The organism is Arthrobacter sp. BG5 (assembly GCF_056680155.1).
On record NZ_CM155268.1, the window covers coordinates 1,256,052 to 1,282,943 of the forward strand.

The following is a 26,892-nucleotide window of genomic DNA, read 5'->3' on the forward strand; positions in this document are numbered from 1 at the left end:
GTTGCTAGATCTTGCTGACCTGGTTGAACGCCAGGGTGACCGGGGTCTCGCGCTCGAAGATGGAGACGAGCACCACCAGGGTCTGCGAATCGACCTTGATCTCGGAGATCGTGGCGGGAAGGGTCTCGAACGGGCCCTCCTTGACGATGACCGACTCGCCGACCTCGAAGTCGACGTCGACCGCGGCGGCAGCGTGCTTGACCGGCTTGCCCTTCTCGGCCTGCTCTTCTTCGAAGACCGGGGCGAGCATGGAGAAGACCTCGTCCAGGCGCAGCGGCACGGGGTTGTGGGCGTTGCCCACGAAGCCGGTGACGCCGGGCGTGTGGCGGACGGCGCCCCAGGAGGCGTCGGTCAGGTCCATGCGGACCAGGACGTAGCCGGGGATGCGGACGCGGTTGATGACCTTGCGCTGAGCGTTCTTGATCTCAACGACTTCCTCCATCGGGACCTGGATTTCGAAGATGTAATCTTCCATGTCCAGGGTCTGGATGCGGGTCTCAAGGTTGGCCTTGACGCGGTTTTCGTAGCCGGCGTAGGAGTGGATGACGTACCAGTCACCCTCCTGGCGGCGCAGTTTGGCGCGGAATTCATCGGCGGGGTCGACCTCGGCCGCAGCGGCGGCGGCTGCCAGGGCGTCGCCCTCTTCACCGGCTGCGGTGTCCTCGACGGCTACGGCCTCGTCAGCAGACTCGTCGGCGGCGTCGGATTCGGGCGCAGCAGACTCGGCCTCGGACCCTTCCGCGGCTTCCACCGCGGCGTCCTGGCTCTTATCCAGCTCAGTCTCAGTTACCTCGAGCTCCTGCTCAGACACTTGGTCTCCTGCTTCCTCATTGCCTAACATGCCTATTTAAATGACTCAATTCCGCACACCCCGCGGAAGCTCCGTATTTCCCGGAGATCCACGCAGTCTGCGGACCGGTCGCCTTAGCGGTCCGTGGCGCCTGTTCCGCCGAAGACCCAGCTCACTCCGGTCCCGAAGGCCAAGTCCAGCAGGGTGACGATCACCATCATGATGACCACGAACACCAGCACCACGAGCGTGTAGTTGATCAGTTCCTTGCGGGTGGGTGCAACGACTTTCTTCAGTTCGCCGATGACCTGGCGGACGAAGAGTGCAATCCGAGCGAAGAATCCTGCCTTGGGGGCATTCTTGGCGGGGCGGCCTTTGGAGCTGCTGGCAGCTGTTTCGGTCACCTGATCCTCACTCATCCTCGCGATGTCGGATACCCGGCTCTGGACTGAACCATGGTTGCTGCGCCGGTTCCGGTAAACCCCCGGAACAGCTTGCGCAGGGCAGACAGGACTCGAACCTGCAACCTGCGGTTTTGGAGACCGCTGCGCTACCAATTGCGCCACTACCCTATGGATCGAAAACCGGTCTGAATGCGTTTTCCTGCAGGCTTCCCTGAGGCGCACGCCATCATCGTGTTTTCAACACCGGAGAACCAGTCTACGCAACAACTGCGCCCACGTCGAACCGGCCCTGTCCGGACCCCTGGTTGCCTGCGGAAATCGGCTGACTCGTCAGTCCCATTCCCGCTGCGGGTCACATTCCCACCCGGCACCCCGGAGGATCCGCTGAACAGCATAGAGTAGATTCCGTCGAATCCCACATCCAGCCACGAGCTGCACGCGAAGAACGGACCCGCAATGCCTGCCGCCCGCATTTCCCAGCGCATTTCCGCCATAGCCGAATCCGCCACACTGGCTGTCGATGCCAAGGCGAAGGCGTTGAAGGCGGCCGGCCGGCCGGTGATCGGCTTCGGCGCCGGAGAACCTGACTTCCCGACCCCCGACTACATCGTCCAGGCCGCCATCGGGGCCGCCAGCCAGCCGAAGTACCACCGCTACTCTCCCGCCGGCGGGTTGCCCGAACTGAAGCAGGCCATCGCGGACAAGACTTTCCGGGACTCCGGCTACCAGGCCGAGGCCTCGCAGGTGCTGGTGACCAACGGCGGCAAGCAGGCCGTCTACAACACCTTTGCCACACTGCTGGACCCGGGCGACGAAGTGATTGTCCCGACGCCGTTCTGGACCACCTACCCGGAAGCGATCCGGCTGGCCGGCGGCGTGCCGGTGGAGGTTTTCGCCGGCCCGGAGCAGGGATACCTGGTCACCGTGGACCAGCTCGAAGCGGCCGTCACGGACCGCACCAAGATCCTGCTGTTCGTCTCCCCGTCCAATCCGACCGGGGCCGTCTACTCCCCGGAGCAGGTCAAGGAGATCGGCCAGTGGGCCGCCGCCAAGGGCCTGTGGGTGGTCACGGATGAGATCTACGAGCACCTGACGTACGACGGCGTGCCCTTCACCTCGATCGCCACGGCCGTCCCCGAACTTGGCGACAAGGTGGTCATCCTCAACGGCGTGGCAAAGACCTATGCCATGACGGGCTGGCGGGTCGGCTGGATGATCGGCCCGGCCGACGTCATCAAGGCCGCAACCAACCTGCAGTCGCACGCGACCTCCAACGTTTCCAACATCCCGCAGATCGCCGCCCTCGCAGCCGTTTCGGGCCCGCTGACCGCGGTGGACGAGATGAAGGTGGCCTTTGACCGGCGCCGGAAGGCCATCGTGGCCGGGCTTAACGCGATCGACGGCGTGGACTGCCCCACGCCCAAGGGTGCCTTCTACGTCTACGCCGACGTCCGGGCGCTGCTGGGCAAGGAGTTCCCCACCGCGAACGGCCCGGTCCGGCCCTCGACGTCGGCCGAACTCGCCGCGCTCATCCTCGACGAGGTGGAAGTCGCTGTGGTGCCGGGCGAGGCTTTTGGCCCCTCCGGTTACCTGCGCCTGTCCTACGCGCTGGGCGACGAGGACCTTGCCACCGGGGTCGGCCGACTCCAGGACTTCCTCGGCAAGGCCAAATAACAACCCTCCCTCAGATCTTGCAGCAATAAACCCGACGCTCCCTCACTTTTAGCCGGTGTACCGCCACCGCTCCCTCAGGTCCTGCACAAGCCCCGCGAACGCTCCCGCACTCACTGCCGGAGCGTTCGTCCTAAAGCCGCCAGACCTGCGGGAGCGTCTGGTGGCAAGCCGTCAGACGTGAGGGAGCGTCGGGTGGGAAGCCGCCGGACGTGAGGGAGCGTCCGGTGGGAAGCCGCCAGACGTGAGGGAGCGTCTGGTGGCAAGCCGTCAGACGTGAGGGAGCGTCGGGTGGGAAGCCGCCAGACGTGAGGGAGCGTCCGGTGGGAAGCCGCCGGACGTGCGGGAGCGTCTGGTGGGACGCCGCCAGACGTGAGGGAAGGTCAGAGGAGGCGGCGCTCCGCGGCCCAACGTGTCAGCTCGTGCCGGCTGGACAGCTGGAGTTTGCGCAGCACCGCCGAGACGTGGGTTTCGACCGTCTTGATCGAGATGAACAGCTCCTTGGCGACTTCCTTGTAGCTGTAGCCGCGGGCGATCAGCCGCATGACCTCGAGTTCGCGGGCCGAGAGCCGGTCCAGTTCGTCGTCGGCGATGTCCGCGGGCGCGGTGCCGAAGGCGTCGAGGACAAAGCCCGCCAGCCGCGGTGAAAAGACGGCGTCTCCGCCTGCCACACGGCGCACCGCGTCGCTGATCTCGGCTCCGGAAATGGTCTTCGTGACATAGCCCCGCGCGCCGGCGCGGATTACCGAGACGACGTCCTCGGCGGCATCCGAAACGCTCAGCGCAAGGAACTTGGTGCTGCCCAGCAGTGCCGCGGAGCCGGCCAGCACGTCGCGTCCGCCGCCGCCCAGTCCGCCGGGGAGGTGGACATCCAGCAGTACGACGTCGGGACGCGCCTGAGCGATGACGGCAACGGCCTCCTCCACGGTTCCCGCTTCCCCGACGACGACGATGCCGGGATCCAGGTCGGCCTTCAAACCGGAGCGGAAGATGGCGTGGTCATCGACGATCACCACGCGCGTGGCCCCGGGCGGAGTCCCGGCCCCGCCGGTGCCCTCTGGTTGGCTGCTCACTGTGTTTCCTCTCCGTTGATCCCGGTTCCGTTGGTTCCTGCCCCGTTAGTCCCTGCGGCGGCCGCGAATGGCAGCCGGAGCCGCACCTCGGTGCCGTCGGGGCTGCTGGCGATGACGGCGGTGCCGCCGTGGCGCCGCATCCGTCCGATCACGGATTCCCGCACGCCCAGGCGGTCCGCCGGGATGGCCCCCGGATCGAACCCCGGCCCGCGGTCCTTGACGAACACCTCGGCGGCGGACTCGGTGGCTTCCAGGTACACCGACACGGCGCCGCCGCCGTGGCGGGCGGCGTTGACCATGGCTTCCCGGGCCGCCTGCACCATGGCCTCGAGGCGTTCGGTCATGGCGCAGTCGCCCACGGTCACGACTTCCACGGCGTGCCCCAGCGAGTCCTCCACCTCCGCGGCAGCCGCCTTGATCGCGTCGGAAAGCTGGCCTGCGTCGCGGCCCGGGTCCCGGTAGAGCCAGCCCCGCAGTTCGCGTTCCTGGGCGCGGGCGAGGCGGACGACGTCGTGCTCATTGCCGGCCCGCCGCTGGATCAGCGCCAGGGTCTGGAGAACGGAGTCGTGCAGGTGGGCGGCGATCTCGGCGCGTTCGGTGGCCCGCACGCGGCCGGCGCGTTCGGCCTCCAGATCGCGCCAGAACTTCAACCCCCAGGGCAGCAGCACCAGCGCGACGCCGCCCAGAACGGCCACTGAGGCCAGGAGGGCGAGCCAGGTCTGTTCCCAGGAGCCGGACCCGGAGACCATCAGCAGCACCCCGGCCACCACCAGCGCGAGTCCGGCCGCGAGCCTGGCCCAGCCGCCGGCCTGGTCGGCTTTGGTTTTGTCTACGATGCCCGCGCGCCGGGTTTCGTCCAGCTGCATCCAGGCAATGGCGGCGCCGCCAAGGATCGCGGCAACAGGGATCAGGGTGCCCAGCGGGACGTCCAGGCCAAAGAGCCGCGCGATCAGGATTCCGGCGGCCAGCAGCAGCCCGGCGCCGAGCAGGATTTCCTTGCCGTAGGGCATGCCGGGCAACCGGGTCCGCCGGGACCCGGCCGGAGCGCCGGTCGGGGGCCCGCTGACAGGGCGCCCGCTCACGGCAGGGGCGATCGGCGACGCCGGCTGGCGGGCGTTGCGCTTGGCGCTCTCGTCCGCGGTGGGGACCATGATCCAGAGCCAGGCGTAGAAGGCGACGCCGGCCCCGCCGGCGAGCGCCGCCACCACCATGCCGATCCGGACCATCTGCACCGGCCAGCCCAGGTGGTGGGCCAGGCCCGCGCAGACACCGGCGATGACGCGGTCGCTGCTGCGGGCCAGCGGCGGGCGGGAAACGGCTGTCGTCATGGGTCAATCCAAACACGGACCGGGGTTCCCCGGAGCCGTTTTCGGGCTGAACCGGGGGCCGCTCAGGGATCGTTCAGGGTCTTCCCCAGTAGAGCGCGGGACCCTGCTGGCGGGAGGATCGAGGTATGAATCCGCATACTCCGCACCCCGACGAGGACCCGAACGCTCCGGGCCGGCCGGAAGGCACCCCGGGCGACTCTTCCACCGGCCCCGCAGACAGCTCCGGGGCCACTCCCCCGGCACCCGGCGAACCTGCCGGGGAAGCACCGCCCCTCTATCCGCCGGGCGGCCAGTACCCCTCCTATGCCGGTTCGTATTCCGGGCCCACCCCGCCGCCTTACACCGGCGCGCCGGGCCGAGGCCCGCAGCCGCAGAACTTCTTTGACTGGGTTCGCAGCCACGGCATCTACCGGGGCCGCGAGCGCTGGATCGGCGGCGTCGCCAGCGGCATAGCCCAGCGGCTCGGTGTCGACCCTCTGATTGTGCGCGGCATCCTGATTGTCCTGACGGTGTTTGCCGGCGTGGGCGTCCTGTTCTACGGCCTGGCGTGGGCGTTGCTGCCCGAGCCGGACGGACGGATCCATGTCCAGGAGGCAGCCGCGGGCCGCTGGAGCTCAGGTATGACCGGCGCCCTGATAACCACCATCATCGGATTCCCCAGCCTGGGCAGCGGTGTCTGGGGCTGGGACCGCTACGGCTTCGGCGCCTTCGTCTGGACGGTGTTCTGGGTGGGCGGTGCCATCTACGTCATTTACTATCTGACCCAGCGCAACAAGGCCCGTGCCGCAGGGACCCCTATGTCCCCGGGCCAGGGGCCAGGCCAAGGGCCGGGCGGCACTGGCTGGAGTGCGGCGGGTGCCAGCGGCAGCGCAGAAGGCACCGGCACCGGAAGTTCCGCCACGCCAGGCGACGACGCCGGCAGCGCCTACGGCAGCGCCGGCACTGCGGCTGCGGCTCCCAACCAGCCCCTCTCCAGCCAGCCCCTCTCCAACCAAACCCTCTCCAACCAGACCCTCCCGCTGGAAGGACTCCCGGGACGCTACGGCGAGGATCAACCCGGAGCGGCGTCCGGCTGGGCTGCACCGCCCTCCCCGGCTCCCGCCCCGCCCTACGGCGGCGGATACAACTACGTGCCGCGCCCGGCGCCGGCCCCAAAGCCCCGCAACCTCGGCCCGGGCGCCCCTGCCGTGGCCGTGACCGCCGGCATCGCCCTCCTGGTGGGCGGCGGCATCAAGGCACTCGATGCCGCGCACGCCATCAACCTCGGTACCGCGGGCAACGCGGTGGTGTGGGCCAGCGGCGCGGCCGTGCTGGGGCTGGGGATTCTGGTGTCCGGGCTCCGGGGCCGCACCGCCGGAGTCCTGGGCTTCTTCGCCGTCGTGGCGCTGGTCATTGGCGGGATCTTCAACCTCGTCCCCAATGCCGACCGGGCGCGCTTCCAGAACATCGATTGGGCTCCGGTGAGTATCGAGCAGGCCCGGGACGGCTTCGACATCACCGGCGGCACCGGCGCGGTGGACCTGACCAAGCTGAACCTGACCCCGCCCCTGGGATCCGACGTCGTGGTCCGGCTGGATGCCACGGCGAGCAACGTCACGGTGGCCATCCCCACCAACGTCCCGGTCCAGGTCCAGGCGGACATGACCATGGGCAACCTCAACGACGGCCGCGGCAACCACAGCGGCGTGACAACCCAGCAGAGCGACTACAACACGGATAGGCCAGGCAGCCGCCTGATCGTGAAGATCTCCGGGACCCTGAGCAACATCACCGTGAAGGAAGGCAACTGACATGAGCAGCTACGACCCGGCGGGAACGCCGGAATCCAACGCGCAGCCGGCGGCTGCCGGCGGCCCCCGGGCCCGGGTGGGGACGGTGGTCTGGGGACTGATCGTGCTGGCCCTGGCCGCACTGATCATCATCTCCCGGCTCGGCCTGGTCGCACTGAACGGCACCTACGTGCTGATCGGACTGATGATCGGGGCCGGCGCCGCGCTGGTCATCGGCGGACTGTTGTCCGCCCGCGGACGTGACAAAGAAACTACAACAGGGAAGTCTTGAACCATGGATAAGTTCTTCAGCATCGTCCGGGGCCTCGGCCTGAAACGCGGTCCGCAGCGCTGGCTGGGCGGCGTCTGCGGCGGAATTGCCGCCAAACTGAACGTCGACGTCGCGTACGTCCGGATCGGCTACCTGCTGTTCGCCCTGATCCCCGGCCCCGCCTTCGTGTTCTACCTGGCGGCCTGGCTGATCCTGCCGGACCAGCGGAACGCGATCATCCTCGAGTCCTTCCTCGAGAAGCGCGCTGGCCGGCCCTGAGCCGCCCCTGAGGCGCCCGGAACCGCACCACGCGAAGCACGCGTCCCGCACACAGTGCCCCCGCCCCGCCGGCGGGGGCACTGTGCGTGGGTCACGGTTTGTGTCCTGCCCCACATGCGCCAGTAGACTTCTAGGTGAGCTCAGCGTGGCGCTCTGCCTGTACACCTTCGAACCAGGATTTGAGCCGAGACATGAAAATTGGAATCCTCACCAGCGGCGGAGACTGCCCCGGACTGAACGCCGTGATCCGCGGCGCCGTCCTGAAGGGCATCGCCGTGCACGGCCACGAATTCGTGGGGTTCCTGGACGGCTGGCGCGGCGTGGTGGAGGGCGACGTCATCGACATCCCCCGCGCCCTGGTCCGCGGCATCGCGAAGCAGGGCGGGACCATCCTTGGCACGTCCCGGACCAACCCGTTCGAGAACAACGGCGGCCCCGACGTCATCAAGGCCAACATGGACCGGCTCGGTATCGACGCCATCATCGCCATCGGCGGCGAAGGCACCCTCGCCGCCGCGAAGCGCCTGACCGACGCCGGCCTCAAGATCGTCGGCGTGCCCAAGACCGTCGACAACGACCTCGACGCCACCGACTACACCTTCGGGTTCGACACCGCCGTCGAGATCGCCACCGAGGCCATCGACCGCCTCCGCACCACCGGGGAGTCCCACCACCGGACCATGATCGCCGAGGTCATGGGCCGCCATGTCGGCTGGATCGCGCTGCACGCCGGCATGGCCTCCGGCGCCCACGCCATCCTGATCCCCGAGCAGAAGGCCTCGATGGAACAGATCACCGAATGGGTCGTCTCGGCCCGCGACCGCGGCCGCGCCCCGCTGGTAGTGGTCGCGGAAGGCTTCGTCCCCGAAGGCCAGGAATCCCCGCACTCGGAGCGCGGACTGGACACCTTCGGCCGCCCGCGCCTGGGCGGCATCGCCGAACTCCTGGCCCCCGAGCTCGAGGCCCGGACCGGGATCGAGACCCGCGCCACGGTGCTGGGCCACATCCAGCGCGGCGGCGTCCCCACCGCCTTCGACCGGGTGCTGGCGACCCGCCTGGGCATGGCCGCGATCGATTCGGTGGTGGAGCAGCGCTGGGGAACCATGGTGTCCCTCAACGGCACCGACATCGTCCACGTCGGCTTTGACGCCGCCCTCGGCAACCTCAAGAGCGTGCCGCAGCACCGCTACGAGGAGGCCGCGGTTCTCTTCGGCTGAGGCCTCCCCCGGCTGGGGTTTCCCGGCTGGGAGCCGCCGCTGGGTAGGGTTGAGGCATGACTCTCGCCCCCGGTTCCGCTGAAATCATCCAGCTCGCCTGGGCCCGCCGGCTGGGGCTCGACGACGGCGCTTTCGCCACCGCCCGGGGCCGCCGGCTCACCCGCGCCGACGACGCTGCCCGCTCCCTGCAGTTTGTCCGCCTGTTCGGCAGCTCCGCGCTGGTCGGGCCTGAATGGGCCCTTGACGCGGCCGCCGGGTATACCGACGAAGAACTGGCGCAGCACGTGACCCTGCTGACCATCACCCGCGGGCACGGCGGCCACGGGCTGGGCGCCGCCGCACTGTTCTTCGCGGACGACCTGCCGCTGCAGCAGCCGGCCGAGGAGCTAACCGTCTCGCACGGGAACCCGGAAGCGATCGAACTCGAAGCGCTGTGCCCGCCGGACGATGTCAACGAGGTGGGCCTGGCGGATCTTGAGCACCGCTTTACGATCATGCATGTCGACGACGGCGGCCGGACGCCCGTGGCCTGCGGCGCCTACACCGAGTGGGAAGGCATCCTGGCGCAGCTTGGCGTGCTGGTGGCACCCGAGTGGCGGCGCCGCGGCGTCGGGACGCTGGCCGCGTCGATTGCCGCCCACGAGGCACTGGCCTCGGGCCTGACGCTGCAGTGGCGCTCCGACGTCAGCAACAAGGGGTCCCTGGCGCTGGCCCGGAGCCTGGGCTTCACCGCCGGCGGCATCCAGACCAGCGTGCTGCTGGGCTAGCCGCGCGCGGCCTCGGCGCCGTCCGCGGCAGGAACCATGCCCGGCGCTCCCCAGCCCTGCTGCGGCTGGGGCTTGGCGAAGAACAGCGCCACGGCCGCGCCCAACAGGATCACCGCGGCGGGCAGCAGGATGGACTGGCCCATCGCCGTCGAGAAACCTTCGTGCAGCGCCGCGGGCAGCGCGCCGCCGAACGCCATTGGGCTGGACTCCCCCGGGGCTCCCGGCGCCGCCGGAAGCTCCGCAGCGAGCCGGGCCTGGATCAGCACCGCGATGGCCGCGCTGCCCAGGACCGCGCCGATCTGGCGGGTGGTGTTGTAGACGCCGGAACCGGCCCCCGCCTGCCGGGGCGGCAGGTTCCGGGTGGCGGTGGAACTTAGCGGCGCCCAGATGCCGGCGTTCGCGAACCCCAGCACCGCGCTGGGAAGCAGGAAGAGCCAGATGGGCGTGTCCGGGTGCATCAGCGCGGCGTTCCAGAACAACGCCACGGACATCAGGGTCAGGCCCGCGGCCGTGATGAATTTCGGGTTGACCCGGTCGATGATCTTGCCCACGACCGGTGCCAGGCCGCCGGAGATGACCGCCATGGGAACCATCATGAGCGCGGACTGCGTCGGGGTCAGTCCGCGGACCACCTGGTAGTAGAAGATCAGCGGGAGGCTGAAGGCGGTGACGGTGAAGCCGACCGTGGTGATGCCCACGTTGGCGAGCGAGAAGTTGCGGTCCTTGAACAGCCCCAGCGGCAGCAGCGGCTCGCCCTTGTTGACCCGCTGCCAGGCCACGAACGCGACCAGGACGACAATGCCGCCGATGATCAGTCCCCACACGGTGATGGGGCCGGTGATGGTGCCCCAGTTGTAGGTTTCGCCCTCCTGGATGCCGAACACCAGCAGGAACAGGCCGAGGGCGCTCAGCAGCACGCCGGGGATGTCGAACTTGTGCGGGTGGGTGCTGAGCGACGGAACAAAGCGTAGAGCGAGGATGAAGCCGGTGATGCCCACCGGAATGTTGATGAAGAAGATCCACTCCCAGCCCAGCCCGTCCACCAGGACACCACCCAGGATCGGTCCCACCAGGGTGGCCACGCCGGCCGTGGCACCCCAGATGCCCATGGCCGCGCCGCGGCGGTCCGGCGGGAAGATCCGGGTAATGACCGCCATGGTCTGGGGCGTCATCATCGCGGCCCCGAGGCCCTGCAACACCCGGGCCTCGATCAGGGTGTGGACGTCGCCGGAGAGCCCGCACCACAGCGATGCGAGAGTGAACACGACCAGTCCGGACAGGTACAGCTTCTTGGGACCGAAGCGGTCACCCAGCCGGCCTGCGATGAGCAGCGGAACGGCGTAGGCGAGCAGGTAGGCGCTGGTCACCCAGATCACCGAGTTGATGTCGGCGTTCAGGCCTTCCATGATCCGGGGATTGGCCACCGAGACGATGGTGGTGTCGATCAGGATCATGAAAAATCCGATCACCAGCGACCAAAGGGCGGCCCAGGGCCTCGCTACGTTTTCCATGAGGTTCCTTACGGTGCTGTTGCCGGGCTGAAGTTTTGGTGGAACCGGGATCTAGCCGGTGGTGCAGGTTCCCGCGGCGGCCGGCGCGACGGTGGCCGGTTCAGCGTAGAAGCGCCAGGATTTCGGTCCGGGCGAACATCTGCGCCGCGGCCCGGGCGGAGGGGTGTCCGGCGTCGGGGTCGGCACCGGCGTCCACGAGGATCCGGACGACGTCGGGGTAGCCCTTGAACACAGCCCCGGCCAGCGGCGTCTGCCCGCGGTCGTTGGCCGTGTTGGCGTCGGCGCCGTGCGCCAGGATCAGCCGGACGGCGTCCGCGTGGCCGTGGTAGGCGGCCAGCATGAGCAGCGAATCCCCTGCCGCGTTGGTCAGCGTGGCGGGCGCGCCTGCGGCGAGGTAGCCGCCGAGCAGCGCGGAGTTGCCCTCTCGGGCAGCGTCGAAGAGGGTGTGGGCCAGCGCGAGGGTCTCCTCGTCGGGGGCGCCCGCTCCCGGGCTGCCGTTCACCGGTCCGCCGCTGACAGAGTCCGCGTTCACCGGGTCCCCCGGAGGAATCCGGTCTGCCGTCCCACGACCTGGCCTGCGTCAGGCGCCACAATGGTCTCCTGCGCCGCGGTGTAGGGTTCGTCACCGTCCATCACGGTCAGCACCGCGTCCGGGGCGACGGAGCGCTTGATCACGGCCAGGGCCACCGGCCCCATCTCGTAGTGCTGCGCCACGGACGTCACCGTGCCGACCTTGCGTTCGCCGGCCCGCACTTCGCTGCCGACGGCGGGCACCGTGTGCTGCGAGCCGTCCAGCTGGAGGAAGACCAGCCGCCGCGGCGGGTGGCCCAGGTTGTGCACCCGGGCGATGGTTTCCTGCCCCTTGTAGCAGCCCTTGGCCAGGTGCACGGCCGTGCGCAGCAGGTCCAGTTCGTGCGGGATCGTCTTGTCATCGGTCTCGGCTCCCCAGCGGGGGCGCCACGCGGCGATGCGGAGCGCCTCGGCCGCCAGGACCCCGGCCAGCGGGCGTCCCGCGACGGTGGCCTCGAACTCGGCGGCCGGGACGAGGTATTCGAACCAGGGCCGCTCCAAGCCCGGGTGGGCGTCCTCACCGACCACGGCGTAGGAGTAGCCGCCGGCGCCCACATGCGGCCATGGATCTTCCCAGACCAGCAGCCCGGACCATTCGGGAACCGGCCGGGTGGACCCCACCACGGCCCAGCCCGCGGACACGTCGGCGACCTCGACCCGGAGCATGAACTTCATCCGGGTGAGCCAGTCGGCCAGCGGCGCGGCCTCGGCTGCCTCCACGATCAGCCAGGTGGTGGCGCCGTCGTCCAGCACGCGCGCGTCGAATTCGATCCGGCCCTGCACGCTGAGCAGCAACAGCTCGGTGGACTGGCCGGGCGCCAGTGCGGTGAGCTGCTGGGAGGACAGGGTGTTGAGCCAGCTCAGCCGGTCCGGGCCGGCCACCGTAACCACTCCGCGCTGGGACAAGTCGACGACGGCGGTGCCGGCGGCCAGCGCACGCTGCTCGCGCAGCGGCTCGCCGTAGTGGGCGGCGACGCCGGCGTCCGCACCGGCGGCTTCAACGGCGCCCGGGCGCGACAGCAGTGGGCTCTTGGTAGTCATATGAAGTAGAAGTCCTCAGCGCTCAGCGGTATTCCGGATTTTCGAAGTCGAATCGGGTGCCGGCCTCCCAGCCTTCGGGCAGGTTGCCGTACGCGGGGATGCCGCCGGCGTCCTTGAGCATCCGGGCCAGGTGCAGCAGGTTCCACGTCATAAAGGTGGTGTTGCGGTTGGTGAAGTCGCTTTCCGGTCCGCCGGAGCCCTCGTCCAGGTAGCTGGGCCCGGGACCCACTGCGCCGATCCAGCCGGCGTCGGCCTGCGGCGGGATGGTGAAGCCGATGTGTTGGAGGCTGTAGAGCACGTTCATGGCGCAGTGCTTGATGCCGTCTTCGTTGCCGGTGATCAGGCAGCCGCCCACCTTCGGGTAGAACGCCCACTGGCCCTTGGAGTTCAGCTCGCCGGAGTGCGCGTAGAGCCGCTCGATCAACTTCTTGGTCTGGGAGGAGTTGTCACCGAGCCAGATGGGTCCGGCGATCACCACAATGTCCGCTTCCTGCACGGCCGGGTACAGGGCCGGCCATTCGTCGCTGGCCCAGCCATGCTCGCGCATGTCCGGGTAGACGCCGCTGGCTATGTCGTGGTCCACCGTCCGGATGACGCTGGTGGCAAGGCCCTGCTTTTCCATGATCCGGCGGCTGATCTCGATCAGGCCCTGCGTGTTGGAGGTCTCCGGTGACTTCTTCAGGGTCCCGTTGAAGAACACGGCCTTGAGGTCGCTGTAGTTGCCGGGTGCCGCGGCGCCGCTGGAGGCGCTGCTTGGGGTGCCGCCTGCTGTGTCGTTCACTGTGGTGCTCCCTGCGTTCGCTGCGGACAACGGAAATTCAGTGAGACCGCGGCTTCCCGCCGGACGCGCGGTTCAACCGACTTTGCCGAGGATGGCGGAGGCATGCGCCTCCAGGCCGCCGCCCGGCGTCGACCCCTTGCCGGCGGCAACGTCCCAGCGCCAGAGCAGCTTGCCGTCGACCAGGCCGAAGATCCGCGTCGCCGCGGCGTACTCCTTGGAGTGGCTGCCGCGCATCACCATGTCGGTGCTGAGCTGGATCTGCGGGCCCTTGATCTGGCCGTAGTACAGCTCGGAAATCCCGCCCGGATGCGAGATGGAGACGGAAATGTCGAAGCCGCCGTCGCTGTTGCGCAGTTCCTCGACCTCGTCGGCGCTCTTGAGCACCGGGACGATGTCGGCCGGGATGAGCCCGGGGCCGCCGTCTTCGTCGCGCTGCTTGCGCTCCAGGGCCCAGAAGCCGGTCTCCACGGTCAGGGGGCGGAGCTTGGTTCCCTCATCGTCCGTCAGCCACGACTCGGCCCGGTACTGCAGGTACGGGAGGCCGTTGTGGGTGAAGGAGACGTGCTGGAGGAAGTGTTCCGAGTCCTCTTCCCCGGCTCCCAGCCGGCCCCGGCCCTCCCACTCACCAATGAGCCAGGACAGCGGAACGATTTCGGGCGTCAGATCTGTAGGAATTTCAATCGGCACAGCAGCTACCTCTGGAAACTACGGGTTCTGGACGGGTACAGGTTAAGGCTGTCTACTTCTGGCCCTTGAAGAGCCGGTAGACGACAAAACCGGCAAACCAGGCCATGGAAAGGCTGGCCACGCCGAGCAGGACAAGGAAGAAGATCTCAAATGCAAGTACGGACATGATGCCATCCTAACGCTTTAGTGAAGGAGTAGTTTGTCTATGAAGTAGGCCAGCGAACCGACCGCGGAGACGGGCCCCAGGCCCATCCCCAGCACCGCCGGGAGGTTCAAGGTGGTGCCCCGGATGATCACCAGCCGGCGGAAGCTGACCAGGACGGCGCCGACGGCGATCCCGACGAGGGCGGCCGGCAGCACGGCGATGTCGGAGAACACCAGGCCGGCCAGCGGACCGGCGAGCCCCGCCCCGACGATGCCCAGCGGCGCGACGATCCGGTCCGGCCAGCGGATCAGGCCCGCCATCAGGGCGATCGCGGCACTGATGGCGGCGATGAGCAGCATTTCCTTGACCCCGTTAAAGCGCGAGCAGGCGATCCAGCCGGCGCCGAGGCAGGACAACAGGACTCCGGCGCTGGACCCCAGGGTGGATTCCAGCCGCTGGGCCTGGCCTGTGCCGCGGATCAGCTGCATCACGAAGATGGCCATCACCCCGGCCGCCACAAACGCGGGCGTCCAGTTCAGGAAACCCGGCGCGGGCAGGTAGGTGGCCGCCACTGCTGAACCGATTCCAGGCAGGCCGATCAGGGCGGCCAGGGTCTTCTTGGCCGGGATGCCCAGGAAGTGCGGCCAGCCGATGCCGACGAATGCGGCCGTGACGGCGGCGACGGCCAGCAGCGCCTCCGGCGTGGAGTAAGCCCCGGCAACGATCGCGGCCAGGCCGGCCAGGCCGATGACACCTACGCTCCGTGACCTCACTGCATTCCCCCCGGGGCGTGCCCCGGCCGGGCACTCCCAACGCGGTCCCCCACGATCAACATAGCCACGATCAACCGGCACCTTCGCTCACTGCGGACCAATTCGGCCTGCTCGACTCCGCCGGAGCGGCAGGCCCTGACGGATCAATCCTGCCCTATGTGAACGTTTTGTGTCGCAAAAGAAGGACGCTGGAGCGGCGGAACACTGTCTGCCGAGGGTCATTTGGGTATACTCAAAGCTCAGCTACGCTTCCTCCGGCAGCCGCAGGCAGGCACCGTCCGGAAGCCCAGTACCGGCCGGTGGAAGCCCGGTTCAGACGCCCAATGATGCGCGGACACCCCTTGGAGGAACCATGTCGCACATCCTGCTACTGACGAACAGCACCGGCTCATCGGTGGATGTCCTTCCTGCGCTGGAACTGCTCAACCACCGCGTCCACATTCTTCCCGCCGAACCCACGGCGCTGCTCGAAACCGATCCGTGCGACATCGTGCTGCTTGACGCCCGCAAGGACCTGGTGGGCGCCCGCTCCCTCACCCAGCTGCTCAAGGCGACCGGGCTGAGCGCGCCGCTCATGCTGATCCTCACGGAAGGCGGCATGGCCGCCGTTTCCTCCGCCTGGGCTGTGGACGACATCCTCCTGGAGTCCGCCGGTCCCGCCGAAGTGGAGGCGCGCATCCGGCTCGGCGTCGCCCGCGCCCTGCCGAATGCGGACGACACCCCCACGGAGATCCGGGCGGCCGGCGTCGTGATCGATGAGGCGAGCTACACGGCGCGGGTCAACGGGGCAGCACTCAACCTGACGTTCAAGGAATTTGAACTGCTCAAGTACCTGGCCCAGCACCCCGGCCGTGTCTTCACCCGCCAGCAGCTCCTCACCGAGGTCTGGGGCTACGACTACTACGGCGGCACCCGGACCGTGGACGTCCACGTCCGCCGGCTCCGGGCCAAGCTCGGCGCCGACCACGAAAACCTGATCAGCACCGTGCGCAACGTCGGGTACCGCCTCACCCTGGTCCGGCAACCGGACGAGGAACTCACCGAGGCCTGACCCGCCCGGCCCCGGGCCCGGCCCCGGACCCGGCTCCCGCCCCGGGTACAGCCCCCGCAGCGCAGCACGAAAAAGCCCCGGACTCAGGAGTCCGGGGCTTTCGTGCGCCGCGTGGCGTTGCAGTGGAGGACATACGGGTCGAACGTATCGAGGCCACCCCAGTGGTGGATCCCCCTCACATCCACTCAACGGTTATGCACCGTTCAGCCGGATGAGATATTGACTATACGTGCCCCGGGCGGATGCATCAAATCCGCGGGTTTTCCACGCGCCGGCGGGCAGCGGACGTATAGCCTTGCACCATGAGTCCCGCGCATCCGGAGAACTGGCCCGTACTCACCCTGCAGGGAGCCGTCGATGAACGGCTGCTGCAGGATGTCAAGACCCTGGTGGCCGCCGCGGAGGAGTCCGACGGCAACCCGCCGCTGTCCGAACAGACCCTGGTGACCCTGCGCGCCGCGGGCACCGGCCCGCACGGCGTGCTGGCCCTGGCCCTCTACTCCCCCGACTACACCCGCGACGACTCCGTCACCTCCGGCCCCGTTTCCGGAGCGGCCCGGGGCAACGACCTGGCGGGGTTCGCCGTCGTCGTCGAGGAAGCCGACGGTACCGGGGTACTGGAGGTGGCTGTCCATCCCAGCTACCGCAACCAGGGCGTGGCGGACCGGCTGGTGGCCGAGCTTCAGAAGGTGCGCGGCTTCGCGGGGCTGAAGGCCTGGTCGCACGGCAACCATGAAGCAGCCGCGGACCTCGCCGCGCGCTACGGGTACGCCCCGGTGCGCGAACTGTGGAAGATGCGGCTCGCCACCGCGGCCTCGGAACTGCCCGACGCCGCCCTGCCGGAGGGCATCTCGCTGCGCAGCTTCGTGCCGGGGCAGGACGAGGAGGCCTGGCTCGCGGTCAACCGGGCGGCCTTCGCCCACCACCCCGAACAAGGGAACATGAGCCTGGACGACCTGCGGGCCCGGATGGCCGAGCCGTGGTTTGACCCCGCCGGTTTCCTGCTCGCCGTCGACGCCGCCGGCCGGATCCTCGGCTTCCACTGGACCAAGGTGCACCCCCGGCACGGGGAGCACCCGGCGATCGGCGAGGTGTACGTCGTCGGTGTCGCACCCGCCGCTCAGGGCACCGGGCTGGGCAAGGCCCTGACCATCGCCGGCATCAAGCACCTGCAGCAGCAGGGCCTGCACGCCGTCATGCTCTACGTCGACGCCGACAACATCCCCGCCGTCGCCCTGTACCGGCGGCTCGGCTTTTCGCGCTGGGACGTGGACGTCATGTACGCGCCGCGGGAAGGCCGGTAACCAGGCCGGCGGCCGGGCGGCCGGCGGCGGGCGAAACCTGGGCTCATCCGGATCTGAATCCTTGTAAGGTTGAAGCTAAATCGCGCCAGCATTAGGAGAGACCATGCAACGGGAATCTGCCCGGACAGCCAAGTCTGAAGCCGCTACGCCGGACAAGGCGGCGCGTCCCGCGCGGGCACGGTTCGGCTCCTCCGAAGTGCCCGCCTCGCGCGCCACCCAGGACCGGATCGACATCCCCGAGTTCGCCCCCAACCTCGAACCGGAGGGCGACATCAGCCCCGACCGCTTCCTGGACCGGGAGCTGAGCTGGCTGGCGTTCAACTCACGCGTCCTGGAACTCGCCGAAGATCCCAACCTCTACCTGCTGGAACGCGTCGGCTTCCTGTCCATCTTCGCCTCCAACCTGGATGAGTTCTTTATGGTCCGGGTCGCCGGGCTCAAGCGCCGCATCGCCACCGGCCTGGCCGTGCCCTCCCCCGCCGGGCTGAGCCCCATGCAGGTCCTGGAACAGATCGGCGAGGCCGCCCACCGGCTCCAGCAGCGCCACGCCCGCGTCTACGCCGAACAGATCCGCCCCGCGCTGGCATACGAACACATCCACCTGATGCACTGGGACGAGCTGGACGACCAGGCCAAGGACCAGCTCAGCGCCATGTTCGCGGAAAAGGTCTTCCCGATCCTGACCCCGCTGGCCGTGGACCCCGCCCACCCGTTCCCCTACATTTCCGGGCTCTCGCTGAACCTCGCCGTGGTGGTCCGCAACCCGGTCAGCGACAAGGAACTCTTCGCCCGCGTCAAGGTCCCGGACCAGCTGCCGCGGCTGATCTCGATCGACGGCCCGCGTGCCGGTTCCGTGCCCGGGCGGGTGGCGCGCTTCATCGCGCTCGAGGAGGTCATCGCCGTCCACCTGGACCAGCTCTTCGCCGGGATGGAGGTGCTGGAGCACCACATCTTCCGCGTCACCCGCAACGAGGACGTCGAGGTCGAGGAGGACGACGCCGAGAACCTGCTGCAGGCGCTGGAAAAGGAACTGCTGCGCCGCCGCTTCGGCCCGCCGGTCCGGCTTGAGGTCACCAACGACATCAACCCCAACATCCGGGCGCTGCTGATCCGCGAACTCGGGGTGGAGGAATCCGAGGTCTACTCCGTCCCGGCACCGCTGGACCTGCGGGGCCTCTCCGTGATCGCGGGGATCGACCGGGCGGACCTGCACTACCCAAAGCACGTCCCGCACACCTCCCGGTACCTCAACGAATCGGAAACCTCCAAGGCGGCGAACGTCTTTGCGGCGATGCGGCGGCGGGACATCCTCCTGCACCACCCGTACGATTCCTTCTCCACGTCCGTGCAGGCCTTCCTCGAACAGGCCGCCGCGGACCCGAAGGTGCAGGCCATCAAACAGACCCTGTACCGCACCTCCGGCGACTCGCCCATCGTTGACGCCCTGATCGACGCCGCCGAGGCCGGCAAGCAGGTGCTCGCCCTGGTGGAGATCAAGGCCCGCTTCGACGAGCAGGCCAACATCTCCTGGGCGCGGAAGCTGGAGCAGGCCGGCGTGCACGTGGTGTACGGCATCGTGGGCCTCAAGACGCACTGCAAGCTCTCCCTGGTGGTCCGCCAGGAGGTGGACGGGCTGCGCCGCTACTGCCATATCGGCACCGGCAACTACCACCCGCGCACCGCCCGGTACTACGAAGACCTCGGCCTGCTGACGGCCAACGAGCAGGTAGGCGAGGACCTGTCCAAGCTCTTCAACCAGCTGTCCGGCTATGCACCGAAGTCCACATTCAAGCGGCTGCTGGTAGCCCCGCGGTCGGTACGCTCCGGGTTGATCGACCGGATTGAAACCGAGATCCGCAACGCCCGGGCCGGGATCGCCGCCCGCGTCCAGATCAAGGTGAACTCGATGGTGGATGAAGCCATCATCGACTCCCTCTACCGGGCCTCCCAGGCCGGTGTGCAGGTCGACGTCATTGTCCGCGGAATCTGCTCGCTGCGCCCCGGCGTCCCGGGACTCAGCGAGAACATCACCGTGCGCTCCGTCCTGGGCCGCTTCCTGGAGCACTCCCGCGTCTTTGCCTTCGCCAACGCCGGGGACCCCGTTGTCTACATCGGCTCGGCCGACATGATGCACCGCAACCTGGACCGTCGCGTCGAGGCGCTCGTGCAGCTCAGCAGCGGGGACGACACCAGCTATGTGCTGGACATGCTCCGCCGCTACATGGACCCCGGAACGGCCAGCTGGCATCTGGACAACAGCGGCGAATGGGTGCGCCACCACCTTGCCGAGGACGGCGCCGCGCTGCAGGACGTCCAGTCATGGCTGCTCGCGTCGCGTTCGCGGCAGCGCTCGGCGAGCCTGCGTTAGGGCCGCGGCTTGTGAGCAGCGATTCCCTGGTCGCGGACCAGACCGACCATCCCGGCGAGGCGATAGCCGTCGTCGCGGCCGGTGCCCTGCCGTGGCGCGTCAACAAGGACAAGCTTGAGGTCCTGCTGATCCACCGCCCCCGCTACGACGACTGGTCCTGGCCCAAGGGCAAGCTGGATCCGGGCGAGACCGTGCCCGAATGCGCCGCCCGCGAGGTGGAAGAGGAAATCGGCCTCAAGGCGCCGCTGGGCATCCCGCTGCCGCCCATCCACTACCACGTGGCGGCGGGCCTGAAAGTGGTGCACTACTGGGCGGTCGACGTCGACGGCGCCCCGCTGCGCCCGGACGGCAAGGAGGTGGACAGCGTGATGTGGTGCTCGCCGGAGAAGGCAGCCGGCCTGCTCAGCAACCCCAGCGACCGCGTCCCGCTGGAGCAGCTGGAAGCGGCCCATTCCCGCGGCGAGCTGGACACCTGGCCGTTGCTGGTGCTGCGGCACGCCAAGGCCAAGCCCCGCTCGTCCTGGTCCAAGGCCGAGGGGGACCGTCCGCTGGCCGCCACCGGAACACGCCAGGCCCAGGCCGTGGGGCGGCTGTTGCAGGCCTGGAGCCCGCCGCGGGTGGTGACGAGCCCGTGGCTGCGCTGCGTGGCCACGGTTGCGCCCTACGCCAAGGCCGTCGACGCCAAGGTCAAGCTGCACGAATCGCTGACCGAGCACCTGCACGGCCGGAGCCCGCACAAGACCGCCAACGTCGTGGAGTCCCTGTTCGACAAGGGGCGCGCCGTGGCCCTGTGCACGCACCGCCCGGCGCTGCCGACGGTCTTCGCGCAGCTGGGCAAGCACATGAACTCCCGGCTGCGGGCCCTGCTGCCGTCCGCGGACCCCTTCCTCTCGCCCGGCGAAATCATCGTCTGCCACGTTACGCACAGCAAGGGCAAGGTCGTGGCCGTGGAACAGTTCCGGCCCTTCGACGACTAGGGTTCTTGACCCCGGCGTCCGCCGGGCCTAGTTTGTATCAAGTACTTGGTACATAACTGCGGGATCTTTGGGGGATTTCATGCCGGGCGAGTTCTACTTTCCGTCGATGCTGCTGCTCGGCCCGATCATCGCCGCCGTGCTGGTGTACGCCGTGCTCCGCTGGGTGATCTGGGCACCGAACACCGGCACGTCCCCGTCGTCGGTGTCCGAACACGCGCTGTGGGTGGGCGTCATCGGCTGGCTGGCTAGCTCGCTCCAGGGCGCGATGAACCTGGGCATCATTCCGGCCGACCCTTCCGCCGGCGGCGCCCTGACCACCCCCGGGACGATTTTGCCGGCCCTTACCTGGCCGGTCCTGGGCTGCCTGGGCGTACACGCCCTCGGCCAGATCAGCTATCCGGGGCCGCGGCGGATGCGGCGGCAGACCGTGCTCTCGGTCCGGCGGATCCGCGACTTCCTGCCGCGACGGCTGGCGGCAGCCACCGCGGTCATCTTCGCCGCGGCCGCGGCGCTCATCGCGTGGATCGCCACCCTCCCGGGGTACGCCCCCGTTCCCCCCGAAACCGTGGTGGACGGCCCGTACACCCGGCAGACGCAGGGCGGCGACGGCCGCATTCCCGGGGTCGAGCTGGCAGCCTGGCTGGGCGGCGCCCTGGCCGTCCTGGCCGTCGGGACCTGGCTGGTGCTGTGGCTGATCGCCAGCCGCCGCCAACTGGAGGCCCTTGACGCCGCCGACAATGCGGTCCTGCGCACCATCGCCATGAACCGGCTGCTCCGGACCGCTGCCACGGTCGCCGCTGGGCTGGGCGTGATTGCCGGGAACTTCGCGGCACGTCCCGACCCGTCCACCGGTTCGTTGTCGTGGACGAATCCGGCCGGACTGGGTGGCATGGTGGTGCTCCTGGTGATGTGGCTGTGGCGGCCGCCCCGGATCGCGGCCGCGGGGCTGGGCGCCGGAAACCGGCCGGTCGACGGGCTCCAGCCCGGGGGCCGGCACCCCGCGGTCCGGCTGGTCTCCTCGCTGGGCCCGCTGCTGGGCCTCGCGGCGGGGGTTCCGCTGGTGGCCGGGGTGTTCATCGTCCCCGGGCTGATGGCCGAGGTTGCGGGCTTTGGGATGGCCGGTTTCGTGACGCTGGTGGCGGTGGCCGTGCTGTTGGTCATTGCCGCCGGCGAGCTGCTCCTGCAGCACAACTACGGGGATTCGTCGGCGCCGCGCAGTTGGCCGCGGCAACCGGTGGGCCCGGCCATGCTGACCACCGCCGTCCTGGCCCTGCTGGCCTTTGTGCTGGCGCTGGCAGTCACCGCTGCCGGCCAGGCACGGCTGCACGGGGACCCGGGCTGGGTTCCGCCGGCCCTCCTCGCGGCCGGCGGGGCGGCTGCCGCGGTACCTGCGGTCCTCGCGGCCAGGCGCCGGCGCGGGGTACCCGGACTGGCTACCGGCATGGACGCCGCGCTGCGCGCGGTGACCGTCCACCGGGCCGTGCGGACCGTGGCGGCCATGTTCACCGCCCAGGCTGCGGTGCTCCTGCTGGCCCAGGGCCCGGCCTGGGCTGCGGTCTTCGCCGCCGAATCCTTCGGTGAGCCGTTCAACCCCTCCGCCACTTCGTGGTGGCCGGCGACCCTGGCGGGGGCTATCCTGGGCGCCGCGGCCACGGTCATCGCCGTCATGCCCGTTGCCGGCCCGACGCGTGCCCCCGCCGGCCCCGCGCCGCGGCGGGACCGCGAGCCCGCCGCATGAGTGCAGGGATCTCGCTCAACCTGCGCTCCGCCACGCCGCCCTACGAGCAGATCCGCGTGCAGATCGCCTCGCTGGTGGCCGTCGGGGCATTGCCGCCGGGAACCCGGCTGCCCACCGTGCGGAGCCTCGCCGCGGACCTCGGCATAGCCGCCGGAACCGTAGCCCGGGCCTACAAGGAACTCGAGCAGTCCGGACTAATCGAGACCGGCCGGCGCAATGGAACCGTCGTCGCCGCGCCGCCTACGGCCGCGCCCGCCGCAGACAACCCGGCGCCGGATGCCGCTGCCGTGACCGCCGCCGTCGACCGCTTCATTGCGGAGGGCCGCCGCGCCGGCCTGGACGACGGCGCCCTGCTGGCGATCGTGCGGACCAGGCTCAACCAGCAAGACGGATAAGGTGCGGAAGCCAGTTCTCAGTAGACTGGGACCGTGAGCATCCCAACGCCCTATGAAGACCTGCTGCGCGATGTCCTGGAGCACGGCACGCACAAATCGGACCGCACCGGGACTGGTACCCGCAGCGTCTTTGGCCGCCAGCTCCGCTTCGACCTGGCCAAGAGTTTCCCGCTGATCACCACCAAACGCGTGCACTTCAAGTCCGTCGCGGTGGAGCTGCTGTGGTTCCTGCGCGGGGACAGCAACGTGAAGTGGATGCAGGACCAAGGCGTCACCATCTGGAACGAATGGGCCGACGCCGACGGCGAACTGGGCCCGGTCTACGGCGTGCAGTGGCGCTCCTGGCCCACGCCCGACGGCGGCCACATCGACCAGATCGCGGAGCTGGTGGACAACCTCAAAGCCAACCCCGATTCGCGCCGCCACATTGTCTCGGCCTGGAACGTGGCCGAGCTCAAGAACATGGCACTGCCGCCGTGCCACGCCTTCTTCCAGTTCTACGTCGCGGACGGCAGACTCTCCTGCCAGCTCTACCAGCGTTCCGCGGACACTTTCCTGGGTGTTCCCTTCAACATCGCCTCCTACGCCCTGCTGACGTGCATGCTGGCCCAGCAGAGCGGGCTGGAACCGGGCGAATTCGTCTGGACCGGCGGCGACGTCCACATCTACGAGAACCATCTGGACCAGGTCCTCACGCAGCTGGGCCGGGAACCTTACGAATATCCGCAGCTGAAGATCACCCGCAAGCCGGAATCCATCTTCGACTACACCCTCGAGGACTTCGAGGTGGTCGGCTACCAGCACCATCCCACGATTAAGGCCCCGATCGCCGTATGAGCACCCCGACCAGCAACCCCATCGAACCCGCCGATTTCACCGAACGGCTCCGCGGCACCGTCACCGGTCTGGGCCTGGTCTGGGCGCAAACCAGCACCGGGGTGATCGGCCAGGCCGGCTCCATGCCCTGGCACCTGCCCGAGGACATGCTGCACTTCAGCCGGCTCACCACGGGGCACCCCGTCATCATGGGCCGCAAGACCTGGGAATCCTTCCCGGACAAGTACCGGCCCCTGCCCGGCCGCACGAACATCGTCATCACCCGGCAGGACGGCTGGGGCGGGATGCCGGAAGCGGACGGCGCCCTGGCCGTCACGTCGCTCGACGACGCGCTGCTGGAGTCCCAGTTCGCACCGGGCCAGCAGATGGTCTGGATCATCGGCGGCGGGGAGATCTTTGCGCAGTCCCTGGACCTTGCCGACGTCGCCGTGGTCACCACGATCGACACCACCACCGAGGGCGACACCTTCGCGCCGGAGCTGGGTTACGACTGGACCGCGGAGGCCAGCCTCCCGGCCGACGGCTGGCTGACCGCCGCGAACGGCACCCGCTACCGGATCACGCTGTGGCGCCGGACGGAGGCCAAATAGTGCTGCGCAAACCTGAAACCCTCTTTGTCCTTGGCTACATGCTGCTGCCCCTGCTGGCGCTGCTGTCCGCGATCGTGGGACTGACCATGATCCTGGGCGGCAACAAGATCACGGGGGCGATCGTGCTCGTCGTCGTCACCCAGGTCTTCGCTTTCGGTGCGGTGCTGGCCCTGCGCCGGCGCAAGAGCGCCCTGCTGGCAGAGTCCGACGGCGACTAGGCCGCCCGCCGGCCTCGCCGCCGGGTCACCGGGGCGGGACGATGGGGAGATCACCCCATCGCGGGATCCCGCTCCCCCCGCTAGATTGGGGCGGGTCAGATTCTTTGGCCTGGCGGTAACGAGCCGGAATGCACTTGGTCTTGGCAGCGGCCCGTTAGGCTGTTGCCCGTAAAGGGGGATGCCATCATGGCAGGAAACTTGTGGGGCGCCGACGTCGCCCAGCTGCGCATGCTCGCGCAGAATTTCGGCAAGACGTCCGAGACGCTGCTGCAGCAGTCGACCTCCCTGACGTCGGTCATCAACAACAACACGTCCTGGAAGGGCGCCGACGGCGCCCGCTTCAAGTCCGAGTGGAACTCGAACCACCGCACCCAGATCCTTCAGACCGCGCGCGCCCTGAAAGAGCAGTCCAAGCGGTTGATGACGCAGGCCGACGAGCAGGAGAAGGCCAGCAACGCCGCTCCAGGCTCAGGCGGCGGCCCGGGAATTCCGGGGACGCTGGGCGCAACCGGGCCGGGCGGCCTAGCCCTGATGGGCGGAATTCTGGCCGGAGGTGTGAGCGGACTTAAAGGCTTCATGGGGGTCCAGAAAAACATCAAAGCCCCACTCACCCTGGCGAAGCATCTCGGCCAGTACGGCTGGGTCGTCAAGAACCAGCGGGCAGAGCTGGCCAAGGCGTTCTTCACCAACGGACGGCACCGGGTGGGCGGACCGGGTTTCGCGGCCAAGAACCTCCTCGGCAGCAAGCCCCTGACTGACCTGCTGAAGAAGTCGGCTGAGTCAAACAAGGCCCTTGGGATCCTGGACAAGGTTTCGGACGTCGCATCGCTCAAGGACCTGAACAGGCACCTCCCGGGGCTGTCCCGCCTCGCACCACTACTCGAAGAGCGGCAACTGTTCGGTGCCGGGAAAAGCTGGGAGTGGCTCGGAAAGTCGGGGCTGTCGCGCACGCTCGGCTGGGCGGGCGTGGGCTTCAATGCCGTGGACACGGTCAGGAACTTCTCGGACGGTAAACTCCAGGAAGGCGCGGCCAGCCTGGGCAAAACGATGCTCGGCGTCGGTTGCTTCATGCCGCCCCCAGCCGGGACCATCTGCCAGGTGGCCAGCGTGGGCGTCGCGGTTTATGAGAACTGGGACACCATCACCAGCGTCGGCAAGAACGTCGGAGAAGGCATCGCCAATGCCGTCAAGGATCCCGGCAAGTTCGTCAGCGATGCTGCCGACAACGTCAAAGATGCCGGTAAGTCCGTCGCCAACTTCCTTGGCTTCGGAGATTAGGAGACTCACATGACTGTTCAAGACGAGACCGCCTACGAGCCACGGCTCGGCGTCGATGTCATCGGCTTTGGCGTGGGCGAAATCGCCTACCTGCTCAACGTCTTTGAGGGCCCGGCACGCGACCGATCGGTCAGCGTCTTCCGGGCCGAGGACATGATGGACGATGTCACGCTGTCCACCGCTGGCGCTTCTTCGCTCCTGGCGCGCGACATGGCCACGGTCGACGATAACGGAGACGTCGGTGTCACCGGTGTCGCCGCAGCCGTCGCGGCTGCCTTCGGCCAGGCAACGCGGTGGACCGAGGTGTCCTTGCTGGCCGCAGACGCCATGGACAATGTGCTTCTCATTGAAGCACCCGACGTGGCCCTCATGCTTCAGCCGCGGTTGTTGGGAACGTGGTTTGTGTTTGCCCAGGATCCCGCGATCAGCTCGGCCGAGGCGACCCTGCGTCTGGTCCGACAACATGTTCAGGACAATCCCGGAGGCTCCGCCTACTTGGTGTTCAAGACCCTTGAGACCGAGAACCACCTGTTGGTCCGCAGCGAGGGCGGCTCCTGGACAACAGGCATCCCCGACTTCGCCACTGACGTGGTGGCGGAGACCACCGGCCTGGACGACGCCGCCCTGCTGCAAGCCATCGAGGAGTCCCGTGGCCAGGCGTAGCAGGGACGTCCCCCAGGATCCGGGATATCTGCCGCCTCAGCCTCCGGAAACGCGGGTCATGCACCGCCTCGGAGAAAACGGCGAGATAGTCGCCTACACCGAGGAGGAGTACGGTGTGCGCAAGGACGACGGGCTGGGCATCATCAAGCCGGTCAACAGTGCCAACGGCATTCTCTTCCTTGCCATCCTCCTGACGATCGGCATGGGAGGGCTGGTCTACTTTGTCGTCCAGATCATCAGGCAGGACGCCTGGCACATCGCCGGCGAGGTGTGGTGGGTCTTTCCCGCCTGCATCTTCCCGTTCGCCGCTGCCTGGTACAACTACTTCAAGGAACGCAAGGCGGAGAAGCTGCGCAAGGCCCGCAACCTGCCGCGGCCGGTCGAGTAGGTCCTGCC

At 68.6% G+C, this 26,892-nt stretch carries 28 protein-coding genes and 1 tRNA gene; 18 read left to right on the forward strand and 11 right to left on the reverse strand.

Annotation, left to right across the window (positions count from 1 at the left end):
• Positions 1-4 precede the first annotated feature (4 nt).
• The 3 genes from nusG to AC1MBE_RS05715 all read right to left on the reverse strand — a co-directional run bounded on the left by nusG (position 5) and on the right by AC1MBE_RS05715 (position 1,362).
• The gene (nusG, locus tag AC1MBE_RS05705; protein WP_479781436.1) at positions 5-811 is read right to left on the reverse strand and encodes a transcription termination/antitermination protein NusG; all 807 of its coding nucleotides are present in this window, start codon (positions 809-811) and stop codon (positions 5-7) included.
• A gap of 113 nt (positions 812-924) precedes the next feature.
• A complete protein-coding gene (secE, locus tag AC1MBE_RS05710; protein WP_346960922.1) occupies positions 925-1,194 on the reverse strand; it encodes a preprotein translocase subunit SecE in 270 nt (89 codons plus the stop codon).
• Between the two features lie 95 nt (positions 1,195-1,289).
• Positions 1,290-1,362, reverse strand: a tRNA-Trp gene (locus tag AC1MBE_RS05715).
• Positions 1,363-1,650: 288 nt separating this feature from the next.
• On the opposite strand from AC1MBE_RS05715, the gene AC1MBE_RS05720 reads away from it, so the two are divergent.
• On the forward strand, positions 1,651-2,868 hold the full coding sequence (locus AC1MBE_RS05720; protein ID WP_479781438.1) for a pyridoxal phosphate-dependent aminotransferase: 1,218 nt from the start codon (positions 1,651-1,653) through the stop codon (positions 2,866-2,868).
• Between the two features lie 380 nt (positions 2,869-3,248).
• On the opposite strand, the gene AC1MBE_RS05725 is transcribed toward AC1MBE_RS05720, so the two are convergent.
• Positions 3,249-3,938, reverse strand: a complete 690-nt coding sequence (locus tag AC1MBE_RS05725; RefSeq protein WP_479781440.1) for a LuxR C-terminal-related transcriptional regulator — start codon at positions 3,936-3,938, stop codon at positions 3,249-3,251.
• Complete coding sequence (locus tag AC1MBE_RS05730; RefSeq protein WP_479781442.1) at positions 3,935-5,266, reverse strand: ATP-binding protein; 1,332 nt, start codon at positions 5,264-5,266, stop codon at positions 3,935-3,937. The genes AC1MBE_RS05725 and AC1MBE_RS05730 overlap by 4 nt, the downstream gene beginning before the upstream one ends.
• A gap of 125 nt (positions 5,267-5,391) precedes the next feature.
• On the opposite strand from AC1MBE_RS05730, the gene AC1MBE_RS05735 reads away from it, so the two are divergent.
• From AC1MBE_RS05735 to AC1MBE_RS05755, 5 genes are all read left to right on the forward strand, one after another.
• A complete protein-coding gene (locus AC1MBE_RS05735; protein ID WP_479781444.1) occupies positions 5,392-7,056 on the forward strand; it encodes a PspC domain-containing protein in 1,665 nt (554 codons plus the stop codon).
• 1 nt (position 7,057) lies between these two features.
• The gene (locus tag AC1MBE_RS05740; RefSeq protein WP_479781445.1) at positions 7,058-7,327 is read left to right on the forward strand and encodes a hypothetical protein; all 270 of its coding nucleotides are present in this window, start codon (positions 7,058-7,060) and stop codon (positions 7,325-7,327) included.
• Positions 7,328-7,330: 3 nt separating this feature from the next.
• Positions 7,331-7,585 (forward strand): PspC domain-containing protein, encoded by a 255-nt coding sequence (locus AC1MBE_RS05745; RefSeq protein WP_175321158.1) that lies wholly within the window; start codon positions 7,331-7,333, stop codon positions 7,583-7,585.
• Between the two features lie 191 nt (positions 7,586-7,776).
• Positions 7,777-8,802 (forward strand): 6-phosphofructokinase, encoded by a 1,026-nt coding sequence (locus AC1MBE_RS05750; protein ID WP_479781447.1) that lies wholly within the window; start codon positions 7,777-7,779, stop codon positions 8,800-8,802.
• A gap of 56 nt (positions 8,803-8,858) precedes the next feature.
• Positions 8,859-9,569, forward strand: coding sequence for a GNAT family N-acetyltransferase (locus tag AC1MBE_RS05755; RefSeq protein WP_479781449.1), 711 nt, complete (start codon positions 8,859-8,861; stop codon positions 9,567-9,569).
• Here the strand turns inward: AC1MBE_RS05755 and AC1MBE_RS05760 are convergent.
• The 6 genes from AC1MBE_RS05760 to AC1MBE_RS05785 all read right to left on the reverse strand — a co-directional run bounded on the left by AC1MBE_RS05760 (position 9,566) and on the right by AC1MBE_RS05785 (position 15,077).
• Positions 9,566-11,080: a DHA2 family efflux MFS transporter permease subunit gene (locus AC1MBE_RS05760; protein WP_479781451.1), complete on the reverse strand. Its 1,515-nt coding sequence runs from the start codon at positions 11,078-11,080 to the stop codon at positions 9,566-9,568. The two genes, AC1MBE_RS05755 and AC1MBE_RS05760, sit on opposite strands and share 4 nt — an antisense overlap.
• Before the next feature lie 100 nt (positions 11,081-11,180).
• Positions 11,181-11,582: an ankyrin repeat domain-containing protein gene (locus AC1MBE_RS05765; RefSeq protein WP_479782492.1), complete on the reverse strand. Its 402-nt coding sequence runs from the start codon at positions 11,580-11,582 to the stop codon at positions 11,181-11,183.
• Positions 11,583-11,608: 26 nt separating this feature from the next.
• On the reverse strand, positions 11,609-12,691 hold the full coding sequence (gene ygfZ / locus AC1MBE_RS05770) for a CAF17-like 4Fe-4S cluster assembly/insertion protein YgfZ (RefSeq protein ID WP_479781453.1): 1,083 nt from the start codon (positions 12,689-12,691) through the stop codon (positions 11,609-11,611).
• Between the two features lie 22 nt (positions 12,692-12,713).
• Positions 12,714-13,472 (reverse strand): flavodoxin family protein, encoded by a 759-nt coding sequence (locus AC1MBE_RS05775; RefSeq protein ID WP_479781455.1) that lies wholly within the window; start codon positions 13,470-13,472, stop codon positions 12,714-12,716.
• 72 nt (positions 13,473-13,544) lie between these two features.
• Positions 13,545-14,159, reverse strand: a complete 615-nt coding sequence (locus AC1MBE_RS05780) for a nitrobindin family protein (RefSeq protein WP_479781456.1) — start codon at positions 14,157-14,159, stop codon at positions 13,545-13,547.
• 183 nt (positions 14,160-14,342) lie between these two features.
• Positions 14,343-15,077: a permease gene (locus tag AC1MBE_RS05785; protein WP_479781458.1), complete on the reverse strand. Its 735-nt coding sequence runs from the start codon at positions 15,075-15,077 to the stop codon at positions 14,343-14,345.
• Between the two features lie 352 nt (positions 15,078-15,429).
• Here AC1MBE_RS05785 and AC1MBE_RS05790 point away from each other — a divergent pair, with 352 nt between their 5' ends.
• The 12 genes from AC1MBE_RS05790 to AC1MBE_RS05845 all read left to right on the forward strand — a co-directional run bounded on the left by AC1MBE_RS05790 (position 15,430) and on the right by AC1MBE_RS05845 (position 26,884).
• Positions 15,430-16,128, forward strand: a complete 699-nt coding sequence (locus AC1MBE_RS05790) for a winged helix-turn-helix transcriptional regulator (protein WP_479781460.1) — start codon at positions 15,430-15,432, stop codon at positions 16,126-16,128.
• 302 nt (positions 16,129-16,430) lie between these two features.
• Positions 16,431-17,432 carry a mycothiol synthase gene (mshD, locus tag AC1MBE_RS05795; RefSeq protein ID WP_479781461.1) on the forward strand — a complete coding sequence of 334 codons (1,002 nt, stop codon included), beginning with the start codon at positions 16,431-16,433 and terminating at the stop codon, positions 17,430-17,432.
• Between the two features lie 103 nt (positions 17,433-17,535).
• The gene (locus AC1MBE_RS05800) at positions 17,536-19,800 is read left to right on the forward strand and encodes an RNA degradosome polyphosphate kinase (protein ID WP_479781463.1); all 2,265 of its coding nucleotides are present in this window, start codon (positions 17,536-17,538) and stop codon (positions 19,798-19,800) included.
• An 11-nt stretch (positions 19,801-19,811) separates the two neighbouring features.
• Positions 19,812-20,777, forward strand: a complete 966-nt coding sequence (locus tag AC1MBE_RS05805; protein ID WP_479781464.1) for an NUDIX hydrolase — start codon at positions 19,812-19,814, stop codon at positions 20,775-20,777.
• A 79-nt stretch (positions 20,778-20,856) separates the two neighbouring features.
• Positions 20,857-22,515, forward strand: coding sequence for a hypothetical protein (locus AC1MBE_RS05810; RefSeq protein WP_479781466.1), 1,659 nt, complete (start codon positions 20,857-20,859; stop codon positions 22,513-22,515).
• Positions 22,512-22,910 (forward strand): GntR family transcriptional regulator, encoded by a 399-nt coding sequence (locus AC1MBE_RS05815; protein ID WP_479781468.1) that lies wholly within the window; start codon positions 22,512-22,514, stop codon positions 22,908-22,910. Before AC1MBE_RS05810 ends, AC1MBE_RS05815 begins: the two co-directional genes overlap by 4 nt.
• 33 nt (positions 22,911-22,943) lie before the next feature.
• Positions 22,944-23,747, forward strand: coding sequence for a thymidylate synthase (locus AC1MBE_RS05820; RefSeq protein WP_479781470.1), 804 nt, complete (start codon positions 22,944-22,946; stop codon positions 23,745-23,747).
• Positions 23,744-24,337 carry a dihydrofolate reductase gene (locus tag AC1MBE_RS05825; RefSeq protein ID WP_479781472.1) on the forward strand — a complete coding sequence of 198 codons (594 nt, stop codon included), beginning with the start codon at positions 23,744-23,746 and terminating at the stop codon, positions 24,335-24,337. Before AC1MBE_RS05820 ends, AC1MBE_RS05825 begins: the two co-directional genes overlap by 4 nt.
• Positions 24,337-24,555, forward strand: a complete 219-nt coding sequence (locus AC1MBE_RS05830) for an NF038396 family protein (protein WP_479781474.1) — start codon at positions 24,337-24,339, stop codon at positions 24,553-24,555. Before AC1MBE_RS05825 ends, AC1MBE_RS05830 begins: the two co-directional genes overlap by 1 nt.
• A gap of 186 nt (positions 24,556-24,741) precedes the next feature.
• Positions 24,742-25,833 (forward strand): WXG100 family type VII secretion target, encoded by a 1,092-nt coding sequence (locus tag AC1MBE_RS05835; RefSeq protein WP_479781476.1) that lies wholly within the window; start codon positions 24,742-24,744, stop codon positions 25,831-25,833.
• Positions 25,834-25,842: 9 nt separating this feature from the next.
• The gene (locus AC1MBE_RS05840) at positions 25,843-26,496 is read left to right on the forward strand and encodes a hypothetical protein (protein ID WP_479781478.1); all 654 of its coding nucleotides are present in this window, start codon (positions 25,843-25,845) and stop codon (positions 26,494-26,496) included.
• 58 nt (positions 26,497-26,554) lie between these two features.
• Positions 26,555-26,884: a hypothetical protein gene (locus tag AC1MBE_RS05845; RefSeq protein WP_479781480.1), complete on the forward strand. Its 330-nt coding sequence runs from the start codon at positions 26,555-26,557 to the stop codon at positions 26,882-26,884.
• Positions 26,885-26,892: the final 8 nt, after the last annotated feature.

Bases quoted from the DNA above. Each gene is read 5' to 3' on its own strand.
- AC1MBE_RS05720 (WP_479781438.1), top strand. From the start codon at position 1,651: ATGCCTGCCGCCCGCATTTCCCAGCGCATTTCCGCCATAGCCGAATCC.
- AC1MBE_RS05730 (WP_479781442.1), bottom strand. From the start codon at position 5,266: ATGACGACAGCCGTTTCCCGCCCGCCGCTGGCCCGCAGCAGCGACCGC.
- AC1MBE_RS05735 (WP_479781444.1), top strand. From the start codon at position 5,392: ATGAATCCGCATACTCCGCACCCCGACGAGGACCCGAACGCTCCGGGC.
- AC1MBE_RS05740 (WP_479781445.1), top strand. From the start codon at position 7,058: ATGAGCAGCTACGACCCGGCGGGAACGCCGGAATCCAACGCGCAGCCG.
- AC1MBE_RS05745 (WP_175321158.1), top strand. From the start codon at position 7,331: ATGGATAAGTTCTTCAGCATCGTCCGGGGCCTCGGCCTGAAACGCGGT.
- AC1MBE_RS05750 (WP_479781447.1), top strand. From the start codon at position 7,777: ATGAAAATTGGAATCCTCACCAGCGGCGGAGACTGCCCCGGACTGAAC.
- AC1MBE_RS05755 (WP_479781449.1), top strand. From the start codon at position 8,859: ATGACTCTCGCCCCCGGTTCCGCTGAAATCATCCAGCTCGCCTGGGCC.
- AC1MBE_RS05760 (WP_479781451.1), bottom strand. From the start codon at position 11,080: ATGGAAAACGTAGCGAGGCCCTGGGCCGCCCTTTGGTCGCTGGTGATC.
- ygfZ (WP_479781453.1), bottom strand. From the start codon at position 12,691: ATGACTACCAAGAGCCCACTGCTGTCGCGCCCGGGCGCCGTTGAAGCC.
- AC1MBE_RS05790 (WP_479781460.1), top strand. From the start codon at position 15,430: ATGTCGCACATCCTGCTACTGACGAACAGCACCGGCTCATCGGTGGAT.
- mshD (WP_479781461.1), top strand. From the start codon at position 16,431: ATGAGTCCCGCGCATCCGGAGAACTGGCCCGTACTCACCCTGCAGGGA.
- AC1MBE_RS05800 (WP_479781463.1), top strand. From the start codon at position 17,536: ATGCAACGGGAATCTGCCCGGACAGCCAAGTCTGAAGCCGCTACGCCG.
- AC1MBE_RS05810 (WP_479781466.1), top strand. From the start codon at position 20,857: ATGCCGGGCGAGTTCTACTTTCCGTCGATGCTGCTGCTCGGCCCGATC.
- AC1MBE_RS05815 (WP_479781468.1), top strand. From the start codon at position 22,512: ATGAGTGCAGGGATCTCGCTCAACCTGCGCTCCGCCACGCCGCCCTAC.
- AC1MBE_RS05825 (WP_479781472.1), top strand. From the start codon at position 23,744: ATGAGCACCCCGACCAGCAACCCCATCGAACCCGCCGATTTCACCGAA.
- AC1MBE_RS05835 (WP_479781476.1), top strand. From the start codon at position 24,742: ATGGCAGGAAACTTGTGGGGCGCCGACGTCGCCCAGCTGCGCATGCTC.
- AC1MBE_RS05840 (WP_479781478.1), top strand. From the start codon at position 25,843: ATGACTGTTCAAGACGAGACCGCCTACGAGCCACGGCTCGGCGTCGAT.
- AC1MBE_RS05845 (WP_479781480.1), top strand. From the start codon at position 26,555: ATGCACCGCCTCGGAGAAAACGGCGAGATAGTCGCCTACACCGAGGAG.